The organism is Streptomyces sp. NPDC059010, from assembly GCF_042740355.1.
In the GTDB taxonomy this organism is placed as follows: domain Bacteria; phylum Actinomycetota; class Actinomycetes; order Streptomycetales; family Streptomycetaceae; genus Streptomyces.
The window spans coordinates 1-10,713 of record NZ_JBHYJA010000094.1 but is presented as its reverse complement, the minus strand read 5'-3'; the positions used below and the strand labels follow the sequence as shown (position 1 = coordinate 10,713).

Genomic DNA, 10,713 nt, shown 5'->3' with positions numbered 1-10,713 from the left:
ACCACCGCGGGTGGGGGTGTGGGCGGGGGGTGGGGGGTGGGCCGGGCGACACGGTTTTGGCCCCGTACGCCCACGTGGGGGCCCGGGGGGCCGGGGCGGGGGGGCCCCGCCCACCGGTCAGTCAGGGTTCGGCTCGGTGCCCATCGCGGCCGTCCGCGTGGACAACCCGTACGTGGAGAGTGCCCCGGTGAGCCTGACGCCCGAGCACACGAAGGTGGTGGCCGGTTGACCTTCGAGCCCGCTTGCCCGCGAGTCATCAGCGAGTAATCCGCGTCCCCGTGCTGGTCCGGGCGTGACCCCGAGCCCGCAGAGTGGGTAAATTGGGGGGGGAGCGGTGGTTGCGGAGGCCATGTGAGGTCTCTTTCACGAGCGGGGCAGTGCAGGACCCGGACGTGACGGCCACGCCCGGACCTTCGCTGCCGACTCTGGTCTCCACGATTCAGCACTCCGCCACGATCAACCCCGGCAACTCGGGCGGGCCACTCCTCAACGAGGACGCCGAGGTCGTCGGCATCAACACCATCGGGCCCAACCCCGGCAGCCCGGCTTTCGTGGTCGGTCAAACTTCGATGACGTCGGTCGAGGTTCGGTGACGCAGGGAACGGGCTGAAAGGCCCGCCGGTCAGGCGACCTGCTGGCCCTGGGGCGTCTTCCGCGTCTTCACCCCGCCGACGATGAGCGCCAGCCCCACGGCGACGATGCCGAGGTAAGCGGTGGACGGAAGGTCGACGACCTTGTGCATCCAGCCCCACTCTGTACCGAAGAAGGTCTGCGAAGCGAAGCTGACAAGCCCCTGGGCTCCGACGACGTAACCGATGCTTTCGGCGGTGTATCCGATGGTTGTTCGCACGGATCAACTCTCTCGCAGCGGTGTCGCAAGATCGTCCTCCACAGGGCCGAAAACTCAGTAGGCCAAAGGATGCAGTCGCGTGCGGAGAGCACCGGCACAGCTGCCCCTGCGTCACCGAACCTTGAGCGTGTGCCATCGAGGTTGCAGCAACAGAGAGATCGGGTCAGGGCCCGGCCGCGCGCAGAGCGAAGCCTTCAAGGTTCCTTGCCGCAGAATCACTGCTGGTCACTCGTGGGGATGACTCGACCCAGCTGAATGGCGTGCGCACCGGCCGTCACTGCCACGATCACTTGCCAAGAGCGATCGATTCGAGAGGGAGTGCGCATGAGCACCGTGGGTGCGAAGGTGCGATGGCTGCTGCGTACCGGCGTGAGCGCGATCTGTGTCGGGGTGGTGACCGCCGCCGGGGCAGCCCCAGCGTCTGCTGGAGCTACTGGGTGCAACCAACGGACCTGCATCGACGTCGAGGGCAGTGGGCTGCGCGTCGAGAGGATTTCCGCATCGACAACATGGAACGGTGATTTCACCGGGCACTTCCACGTCTGGGGCGGCGGCATCGACCAGAACAGCCCGACGCAGTTCTGGGGCTATCACCAGAAGTACACCATCCCCGTCGGCCGTGACCTTCCCAACGGCTCAGTGATCTGCGCCGAAGGCTGGGAACACACCGGAGGCGGCATGGAATCGCGCGGCCGCGCCTGCGCGGAGGTCCACTTCTGAACTGAGCTGGGCTGCAATCCGAGTGGCGGGTGTCATCGCTCAAGTTTCGATGGCACCCGCTCAAGGCTCACTGTCACAGGACTCTCATTCGCGTGCCAGCGCCCCACGGACCCGTGGCCTCGAAGCGTGAGTGCGGCGGGGATGCCGGCTGATCGTTACGCCGTGCCCTTCGGGGACTGCCGGACGGCCTTCTTCACGTCCAGCTCCTGACCACCGCCGCACCCTGGACCAGCCCCTAGTTCCCGACCAGTTACCGACAGTACTTCTGGAAAGCCGCTTAGCCGCTTAGCGGCTTACGGAACGGGTGGCCAGCAACGCTGGCAAAGGTCCCGACTCTCTCTTGGCCCACCTGTGCGAGAACCTGATTTGCGGCACACCGGCGGCCACCTAAGCGATGACGCCGCCATGGTGGCATCGAGCGCAGACCGCCGCCATCCTGAAGTGTCCGTGGATGACTCGCCCCCAGCATGCGATCCATCCCAGATGCTGAGGGACACGCGCTGTCCGCGGCCCGAACACCGGTCGAGAGGGCCGTCGCCCGACTGAAGTCGTGGCGGATCTTCCGGAGGTTCCAGCGCAGTCCGAACCGAATGTCGTCAATCTCCGCGGGCGTCCTCACCTTGGAGTAGCAACGCTGGCAGAACACGGTGATGGGGTCCCACTGCAGCGAACCTCGGAAGCGTGGCGCACGGATCCAGGTCATCGCAGGTTCTCGTTGGTGCGGCTGCTCCAGACCGCCAGTGCAGCTGCCAGAGCGCAGGCGCCGCCGAGCCACAAAACGCCCTGGAGGGTGAGCGTGTCGACGATGATCCCGCCGGCCAGCGCGCCGAGGCCGATCGACAGATTGAATACCGCCACCCACAGGGAGGAGGCCGCTTCCACCGCCTGCGGGGCCGCCTTGATCATCCAGGTCTGCAGGCCGACCGAAACGCCTCCGTAGGCCAGACCCCAGACGATCAGCAAGATGGCGCCGCCGGCCGTCGTCCGGCCCAGCAGCAGGAACAGCGGCATCGCCACCGCGAGGGACACGGCGATGATCAGTACGCTCCGATGCACCCTGCGCGCCAGGGCCGCGCCAGCGGCAAAGTTGCCGATCATGCCTGCCATGCCGAACGCGAACAGCAGTGGGCCGACGAATCGTTCGTCGATGCCCGACAGCTTCTGAAGTGCCGGACTCACGAACGTGTAGGCCGCGAAGTGGCCGAACACGATGAGGACGGTCGCGATGATGCCGATACACACACCCGGGTTGCGGAACTGCTCAGCCAGGAGACGCGGCCGAATAGCCTGCGGGGCGGCCAGCGGCGGCAGCACGGCAAGCAGGGCCATCAGCACGATGAGCGCCACGGCGCTCATGGACGCGAAGGCGAGCCGCCAGCCGGCGAGTTCACCGATCAGAGTGCCGAGCGGCACACCGAACACGTTCGCAGCTCCGACACCACCGAAAATGATCGCGGTAGCACGGGGCATGTTCTCGGCGGATACAAGCCGAACGGCCAGGCCGCTCGCAATGGCCCAGAAGCCGCCGATCGCCACCCCGACCAGCACCCGCGAGGACACCAGGACGGCAAAGTTCGGCGCCATGGCCGATGCCATGTTGGCGAGGGCCATCAGCGTCATCAACCCGAGTAACAGGAGCCTGCGGTCCAGTGCGCCGACGAGTACCGGGACCACGGGTGCCGCGAACGCGGCGACCAGGCTGGGCACCGTCACCATGAGCCCGGCGGTCCCTTCGGAGACCGACAGCGCCGACCCCATGGAGGTCAGCAGGCCGATCGGCAGCTGCTCGGCGGTCACCAGCAGGAACGTTCCCAAGGCCACCGCACTGACCGCCAGCCAGTGATCCTTTTTTGATGTCTGTCGGCCGCTCGCCATGGCGGCGGGCTGTTCTGCGGTCGTCACCGTATCTCCTCCACTTATTCGGGAGCGATCGCTCCCATATGCGGGGACAGTAGTACGGGAGCGATCGCTCCACAAGTTCGGTAGTCTCAGGGCATGGCACGCCCCCGGCAGTTCGACGAGCAGGACGCGGTCGTCAGAGCGACCGAGCTGTTCTGGCGACACGGCTACCACGCCACCTCGGTGCGTGATCTGGGTGACGAGCTCAAGCTCACGCCCAGCAGCCTGTACCGGACGTTCACCGACAAGCACACGTTGTTCCTGCGCGCACTCGACCACTACCGGGCCACGGAGTCCGCCCAGGCCGAACGATTGCTCGGCGCCGACAGCCGGCCGATCCGGCACGTGCTGCGGGACTGGATGCTGTGGCTGGTCACCTGCCCGGCCGACGGCGAGTCCGGTCGAGGCTGCTTCGTGGTCAACACCGCGACCGAACTCGGCACCAGCGACGACCAGGTCAGCCAGCGGACCGAGGCCGCCTTCGAGGTCACTCGGCAGGCATTGCGCTCGGTGCTGCTCCAGGGGCGGCGCAAGGGCGAACTGCCCGCCGATCTCGACGTCGACGCCACCGTGGAACTGCTGTTCACCACGGTCCTCGGGCTGCGGGTACGGGAACGCGCCGGCCACGACCCCGAACGCCTGGCCACCGCGATCGACGTCGCGATCCGGGCGCTCGGGCCCACGCGGGCGACACCTTCCTGAACACCACGACAACAGTCCGGCATCTGCGGCTGGCGCGGGCAGCAGAGCTGCGACCTCGGTGTAGTGGTAGTACTCCCAGTCGGGGCGGTGCCTTCGCTCGATCTACAAAGACCCGAGGGAGGTCATGATGAGGATGACCAGAGTGACCGTTCCGCCGAAGACCAGCGCGCCGTGGCGGATCGCCTCGGTGACAGACGACCGCTCGATGTAGGAGAGGACTCCGGCAGCAAGACCGACGACGAGACCGAGCATCACCGCCAGGGTGACGAGTAGGGCCGTGACGAGCGGTCGTTGGCTCGTGGTTGCGGTGGCGCCAGCAGTCGGGAACGTGGTGTGGAGCGGCAGTCGAGGCACGTGGGAGAACAACGGACACCTTCCAGGGACGGGCCCGGGTTGTTCTAGCCGGGCTGGATGACATGGGTGTCCGTCTTCCGGGGGGTTTCCGGCGATGCCCCGTGCGCCAGAGCTGAGCTATATAGGCTGGTTGGAGGGGCGACGGCAAGTTCTCAGGCCACGGGGTATTCCGGACGGCGGGAGGCTGGGCGATGAGCGCTCGTTCTAGCGATGCTGAAGTCCGGTTCTGGCGGATGCTGGAGATCCTGTACGAGGCAGCCGGCAAGCCTCCGCTGAGCGAGCTCGTCAAGTTTGGCAAGCGGCTGCAGCCACAGGTCGACATCGGCGCATCGACCATCAACGATTGGCTCAGAGGGAAGAGTGTGCCTCGCGGAAACCCCGGCTCTCAGCGCACGACGGATTCCGAGCGATACTTCGTGGCTCTGGTGGGCTACCTTCAGGCCAAGGCTCACGGAAGGGATGGGTACACCAAGCGCCCCGAGGAGTACTGGCGGGGCATGCTGGCTGCCGCGCAAAGGGCGCGTGGCGATCGCCGGGGCGGTCGCCCGTCTGGTCGTGAGCACGTCGCGGCCATACTCCCGCAGAGTTTGCCCGATTCTCCGAAGGTCTTCGTCGGCCGCAATGACGCCCTCGAAAAGGTGACCGAGGCACTGAACCACGCCGCGAAGGCCGGGAGTGTGGTTGCGATCCATGCGGTAGACGGCATGGCCGGTATCGGGAAAACTACGCTCGCCGTGTACGCCGCGCATCAGTTGATCAAGCGCGGTCACTTTCCCGACGGGCAGATCTTTCTGCGCCTGCATGCTCATACCCCCGGGCAGACGCCGCTCATCCCCGCCGAGGCACTCCGTAGCCTCCTTCAGGACGTTGGAGTCAAGCGGATCCCCGATGATGCGGATGGTCGTGAAAGGCTGTGGCGCAGCAGTATGGTTGGCAAGGAATTCCTGCTTGTGCTGGATGACGCCAGCGGCAGTGGCCAGATTCTCCCCCTGCTGCCACAAAGTTCCGCAGGTAGCCTTGTTCTGATTACCAGTAGGCGTCGGCTCACCGGCCTGCCTGAGGCGGTTCGGATCACCTTGACGCCCCTGAAGGTCAATCAGGCCGCGCAGATGTTTGTCGAGCTTTCCGAACGCCCGAATCTCCACTCGCAAGACAGCGATGTGCAGAGGGTAGTTGGCTTGTGTGGGCATCTACCGCTGGCGATCAGCCTCGTGGTTCCACCATTCAAGCATCACAGCGCGTGGACGGTCGCCGACCTGGCCGACGATCTCAAGGACCGCAAGGATCGCCTTGCCGCTATGAGCGCCGAGGATAAATCGGTTTCCGCTGCGTTCGAGTTATCCTATCAGTACCTTAGTTCGGATCAGCAGCGGTTCTTTCGGCGGCTCGGTCTGCATCCCGGCACCGAAATCGACGCCCATGCCGCTGCCGCGCTCGACGATACAGGCCCGGCATCGGCGCGCCGACACCTTAATGAGCTTTTTGACTATCATCTCATCGCCGAACCCAAACGCGGACACTACCGGTTCCATGACCTTGTTCGCCTGTTCGCAGGGGATCTCGCCCAACAGGACGAGCCATCGCGAGAGCAGCACGCAGCCAAACTCCGACTAGCCGAGCACTTCCGAACCTTCCTGGCCGACCATGCAGGCGACGACGCCACCCTTAGGGCGGAGCGAGAGAACCTGATGGCCTATCTGGACATGTGCGATCAAGAATGGCAGGGCTCAGATGAGCGCGAGTTTGGAAGAATTCTCGTAGAAACCGTAAACATGATCGCTAGATTCCTCGGGGCGACAGCTAGCCTTAAGGATCGAATCTACTGGGGCGAGAGGGCGCTTGCCGCGGCAATGGAACTCGAAGACCACGCTGCGACAGCCCAGATTTGCTGTTCGACGCTTGCGTGGGCCCTTCTGCAGCAGGGGCGGCATGCAGAGGCCGAGAGCTATTCATTGCAGGGTCTTGCTGCTTCTGCACGGTGCGATGACGCGGTGACCGGAGGCAAGTGGAGTGGCAACGCGGCGCGAACACTATCCGGAATCGCACGCGACAGCAAGGACTCGGACCGTGCACTGTACTGGGCCGAGCAGGCGCTGAATTATGCTCAAGGATGCAATGATGAAGGCTTGAAACGAGGCGCCGCTCTGGACTTCGGTTACGCTGCACTTTTGCGTAAAGATTTCCAGGAGGCGGAACATCGGTTCAATGCCCTCTTGGCGCTCGAAGAGCAGGGTGAAGACCGTGAGCGTATCGGTAATCGTTCTGGGGACGTAGCCCTGGCGATCATGAACCGCGCGGTCAGACTTGAAGACGGCCTTGAGAAGGCAGAATTATGTCAGAAAGCTCGCGAACTAATAGGGGTCGGCCGTCGCCTGGGGAAAGAGATCGGCCACGAAGTGATGATCGCGGAATCTGATATCGCTTTGGCGATTGTGGCGCGGGTACTTGGTGACCAAGAAGAGCACAAGCGTCTCATGGCAAGCGGCAAGAAACGATTCAAGGAGCTAGGGATCAGGCGACCCGGAAGGGCGGAAGACTTCATTATCTTCCCATGAATCTGATGACGTCCGGCCGCGGCGCATCTAAGGTCCTCCTCGATCGCGACCGTCGGGCATTACGCCGGTTGGTCCAGACGGTCCTTACGCCATACCAGAGGCTGGGAAGTGCCAGTGGGGCCAAGGATGCCACTTACTTGACTTCTCCGGCCGAGGACGTCAACAGGCAGGCTGTGGCCTGGGATTGAACATAGCGAACATGTCCGGGAAGTCGGTAGGCCGCTGGGGCGGCCGGCATGGCGTTGCTCGTGGCGGGGCCACTCGTGGCGCTCGGCGCGTTCGGTATGCAGTGGGCGACCGGTGCTGCTGCTCGCAAGCAGCAGCAGCTCGGTGATCAGCACACGTAGGGATACAACCCATGGGGCATGTCAGTCACACCCCGTTTCTCCAGGTAGACGGGGCGGCGTGATTGCCTGCCGGCCTCTGGCGGCTCTGTGGTGGTGTCAGCGTCGCAGGCTGGTTGGGATCGTGGGAGGTGGGCCTGCGGGTTGGGGTGAGGCCGTGATCTTGCTGATGTTCCGGACGGCTTGGTGGCGGTCGGTCTTTGGGGTGCCGGTTCCGTGGGCGAGTTCCTCGGCGAGGTCAGCGAGGAGCGCCGCTACGGTCCATGCGGCCTCGTGAGCGGGGGATTGGTGTCCGGGATCAGGAAGATGCAGCAACGCTGACTGCGGAGTCTCTGAAAAGGTCCGTCGAAAAGTCCGCTTACAGAGCTGATGCCGGTCGTCCAGTGGTGCAATCTGCTACTCGGAGGGCGCGTCCGCACACCATGCCAGGTTGCCAACCAGTCAATCGGACAGGGATGTGACAAAGCGTCATACAATCAGCCGTGCGCACAGGCACCAGGACACAACAGCGTTGAGGTGTGGCAGTGGCAAGAGACCAGCCCAAGACCGGGCAGCCTGAGCCGAGTGAACCTACAACCCATATGAACGCTACTGTTCACGACCAGGGCACTGCCAATCAGGCAGGTAACAACCAGTACATAACCAACAACAACTACTTCGGCGGGGCGGCCCCAGGCCCCGCCCCGGCGGCACCATCACAGGAAACTGCGGACGGCGGCGACGGCGCAGCCGAGGAGGGCTGGTTAAGAGCACACCGCAAGGAGTGGATCCTCGCCCTCGGCGGAGTCGTGGCTGCTGCCATTACCGCTGCGGCCACGTACGCAGCCGCCACCAGCGACAGTGACAAGGGCACCGGTTCCACGCCTGCCCCATCCCTCACCAGCGGTCCAGCCACAGGATCCCAGTCTGGCAAGGGCAAATCAGGCGGCTCACCTTCGACCGGTTCTAAGGGCGAGGAAGCGAGCCGGACCCCTTCGATACCAGCGGTCTCCCCTGGCCGGCAATGGCAGGGTCCGTTACTGCTCGACGGCGGCGCTAAGGACTTGGACAAGGGCCGGCCGGTCGATGCAACTGGCCGCAACGATGTCGGCACGGGCGGCATCTCTGTACCCTACGAGGTCTTCGCGCCAGACGGATCGCTGTCATTGTGGGAAGGCGACCGCAAGATGCCGGACTACGCCGACTGCGCAGAAGCTGTGGACTCCACCGGCACCCACTCCGTGTCCGTGGACCTGGGAAGTGTCGTTTGCCTGAAGACCGATGAGGGGCGCGTCGCACGACTGAAGGTGACACAGTTCCCAGAGGCCAGCGGCCCTGTGGTGAAGTTCGACGCCGTCGTCTGGAATCTTGCTGCCGAGGCTGACAGCTAAGAGGTCGTTCCCTTCTGACGTTTCATCCCGGAATGCGTGGTCAATCGGTGTTGTCGGGACGCGCCAGGTGATCGTGGCTTCGCCGGTGAGGCGGCGGGCCATCAAGTCGGCCATGGCGAGATGGATCAAGGCTTCGGAGCGGGACGGAAGGGTCTCGTAGCCGCGAGCCAGGCGGCGGTGAAGCATCAGCCAGCCGTAGGTCCGCTCGACCGCCCACCGTTTCGGGATCGGAGTGAAACCCCTGGTCCCGGGGGCGCGTTCAACGATTTCCATGTCGATGCCGAGGGTGGCGGCGTGCTCGACGAGATGCTTGCGGTAGCCGCCGTCGACCCAGACCTAGCGCAGGTCGGGGTGGGCGGCGGCAACTTGATCAAGCAGGCGGGTAGTCGGCCACCGAGTCCTGCACGCTCGCTGCGGTGACCAGGACCGCCAGCAGCAGCCCGAGGGTGTCGGTCACGATGCTCCGCTTGCGGCCCACGATCCTTTTGCCGGGATCGACGCCCTGCCTGCGGCCAAGGACGCTGGTGGAGGTCTTGACGCTCTGCGCGTCGATCACACCGGCCGACGGCTCCGCCGCGCGCCCCTCCTGCTGCCGTACCAATTCCCGTAGCACGCCGGTGAGCTGGGTGAACACGCCGTCCTTTGCCACTTGGCAAAGTACCCGTAGAAGCGTGCCACCGGCAGCGGCAGGGAGCAGAGGGCGTACGGTGGAGGCACGCCCGCCCGGCCATGCCTCCACCGTACGTCCGGCCAGTCACGCGGCGGACGCCGCGCTTTGGACCTCGGAGATGCGCCGGCCGGTCCCAGTACTCTCCCCGAAGAGGGGCCACGTTTCGCTCGGTCCACGACGTATCCGTCCTCGTAGCGGCGCCGGTGCCGGATACGGCGGAGCTGTTCGCACCGCTGTGTAACCATGCGCGGATGCCGGCAGGCTCAGTGGAGCCTGCTGTGAATCAGATCAGCGAGCGCCGAGTTGCACGCCACAACTCCTGTGCTGCTTCCATACTGATTTTGTCGGCCGGAATTTGAGGGCTTGGTCCAGGGCGTGTTCAAGTTCCTGGCAGGTGCGGCATGTTGGCCCGCTGCTGGATCTGGTGTAGTGCGTGGATGAGTTCAGCGGTGCAGGGTGGGCCGGTAGATGAGTTCTTGGGTGTGGCCATCGAACGTCCGGTGCTCAATCAGCTCAAGGTCGAAGTCGGCCGCACCCCCGAAGATCGGGTCGGTCCCAGTCTGACCGCTGATCACCGGGAAGAGCGTCACCTGGACGCGGTCGACGAGCCCTGCGGCCATCAGCGCCCGGTTCAACGACAGGCTGCCGTGCGAGCGCAACGGAACCCCGGACTCCTCCTTGAGCCGGGCGACGACATCGATGGCGTCGCCGACCGCGACGGTCGCGTCCGGCCATTCGAAGAGTCCTGCGAGCGTCGTCGACACCACCGTTGTCGGCAGGCTTCGCATTCGGGAGTTCACCGGGTCAAGGTCGGACTCCGGGATCGGCCCCAGCAGCTCCATGAACTGCCGAAAGGTGTTGGCCCCCAGCACCAGCCGCTGCTCCTCGCCCATCACGGCAAGGCGGTTGTCAAGGAACTCAGGGCCCTGTTTTCCCCAGTAGCCGCCCCAGTCGCCGTCGGGGCCGTAGGAGCCGAAGCTGTCGAGGGTGGAAAAAACGTCCCAGGTGTAGATAGCAGTCATCATGCGCTCCTCAAGTGCGGTTGACGGCGTGTTGTGGATGTGGATACAGACGAGGAACCATGACGAAACTCATCGCACTTGTACCGTTCCTAAACAGTGTCCAGGAGTGACATCTGATGCCAGCTCCCGGAGCTGCGCGTATCCCGAACGGTGTTGGATACGCTGGGTTCCCGCATTCGCCGTTCCCCGATCCGGCGACGTGCATCGTGTGCACGCTCCGTGACGGG

9 protein-coding genes and 2 pseudogenes are annotated in these 10,713 nt (G+C 64.7%); 6 read left to right on the top strand and 5 right to left on the bottom strand.

What is annotated here, in order from left to right:
- The first annotated feature begins 311 nt into the window (after positions 1-311).
- Positions 312-593 (top strand): trypsin-like peptidase domain-containing protein, encoded by a 282-nt coding sequence (locus ACFWYS_RS46195; protein ID WP_384783026.1) that lies wholly within the window; start codon positions 312-314, stop codon positions 591-593.
- A gap of 29 nt (positions 594-622) precedes the next feature.
- Here the strand turns inward: ACFWYS_RS46195 and ACFWYS_RS46190 are convergent, their stop codons facing one another.
- A complete protein-coding gene (locus ACFWYS_RS46190) occupies positions 623-850 on the bottom strand; it encodes a hypothetical protein (RefSeq protein WP_384783023.1) in 228 nt (75 codons plus the stop codon).
- A 324-nt stretch (positions 851-1,174) separates the two neighbouring features.
- On the opposite strand from ACFWYS_RS46190, the gene ACFWYS_RS46185 reads away from it, so the two are divergent.
- Entirely contained in the window at positions 1,175-1,570 is a 396-nt protein-coding gene (locus ACFWYS_RS46185; RefSeq protein ID WP_384783020.1) for a hypothetical protein, read from the top strand.
- Positions 1,571-2,067: 497 nt separating this feature from the next.
- A pseudogene (locus ACFWYS_RS46180) lies at positions 2,068-2,199 on the top strand (IS5/IS1182 family transposase); the annotation flags it as partial.
- A gap of 70 nt (positions 2,200-2,269) precedes the next feature.
- Here ACFWYS_RS46180 and ACFWYS_RS46175 read toward each other — a convergent pair.
- On the bottom strand, positions 2,270-3,472 hold the full coding sequence (locus ACFWYS_RS46175) for an MFS transporter (protein WP_384783017.1): 1,203 nt from the start codon (positions 3,470-3,472) through the stop codon (positions 2,270-2,272).
- A 93-nt stretch (positions 3,473-3,565) separates the two neighbouring features.
- Between ACFWYS_RS46175 and ACFWYS_RS46170 the strand changes: the two genes are divergently transcribed.
- Positions 3,566-4,171, top strand: a complete 606-nt coding sequence (locus ACFWYS_RS46170; protein WP_384783014.1) for a TetR/AcrR family transcriptional regulator — start codon at positions 3,566-3,568, stop codon at positions 4,169-4,171.
- Between the two features lie 102 nt (positions 4,172-4,273).
- Here the strand turns inward: ACFWYS_RS46170 and ACFWYS_RS46165 are convergent, their stop codons facing one another.
- Positions 4,274-4,423, bottom strand: a complete 150-nt coding sequence (locus tag ACFWYS_RS46165) for a hypothetical protein (protein ID WP_384783011.1) — start codon at positions 4,421-4,423, stop codon at positions 4,274-4,276.
- Positions 4,424-4,716: 293 nt separating this feature from the next.
- On the opposite strand from ACFWYS_RS46165, the gene ACFWYS_RS46160 reads away from it, so the two are divergent.
- Together ACFWYS_RS46160 and ACFWYS_RS46155 are read left to right on the top strand one after the other, a co-directional pair.
- A complete protein-coding gene (locus tag ACFWYS_RS46160) occupies positions 4,717-7,080 on the top strand; it encodes an ATP-binding protein (protein WP_384783008.1) in 2,364 nt (787 codons plus the stop codon).
- A 925-nt stretch (positions 7,081-8,005) separates the two neighbouring features.
- Entirely contained in the window at positions 8,006-8,794 is a 789-nt protein-coding gene (locus ACFWYS_RS46155; RefSeq protein WP_384783032.1) for a hypothetical protein, read from the top strand.
- 54 nt (positions 8,795-8,848) lie between these two features.
- Here the strand turns inward: ACFWYS_RS46155 and ACFWYS_RS46150 are convergent.
- A pseudogene (locus ACFWYS_RS46150) lies at positions 8,849-9,601 on the bottom strand (IS5 family transposase); the annotation flags it as partial.
- Between the two features lie 306 nt (positions 9,602-9,907).
- Positions 9,908-10,486 (bottom strand): dihydrofolate reductase family protein, encoded by a 579-nt coding sequence (locus ACFWYS_RS46145; RefSeq protein ID WP_384783029.1) that lies wholly within the window; start codon positions 10,484-10,486, stop codon positions 9,908-9,910.
- Positions 10,487-10,713 lie beyond the last annotated feature (227 nt).

Excerpts from the sequence above, each read along its gene's own strand:
- ACFWYS_RS46170 (WP_384783014.1), top strand. The coding sequence starts at position 3,566 with ATGGCACGCCCCCGGCAGTTCGACGAGCAGGACGCGGTCGTCAGAGCG.
- ACFWYS_RS46160 (WP_384783008.1), top strand. The coding sequence starts at position 4,717 with ATGAGCGCTCGTTCTAGCGATGCTGAAGTCCGGTTCTGGCGGATGCTG.
- ACFWYS_RS46155 (WP_384783032.1), top strand. The coding sequence starts at position 8,006 with ATGAACGCTACTGTTCACGACCAGGGCACTGCCAATCAGGCAGGTAAC.
- ACFWYS_RS46145 (WP_384783029.1), bottom strand. The coding sequence starts at position 10,486 with ATGACTGCTATCTACACCTGGGACGTTTTTTCCACCCTCGACAGCTTC.
- ACFWYS_RS46185 (WP_384783020.1), top strand. The coding sequence starts at position 1,175 with ATGAGCACCGTGGGTGCGAAGGTGCGATGGCTGCTGCGTACCGGCGTG.
- ACFWYS_RS46165 (WP_384783011.1), bottom strand. The coding sequence starts at position 4,423 with ATGCTCGGTCTCGTCGTCGGTCTTGCTGCCGGAGTCCTCTCCTACATC.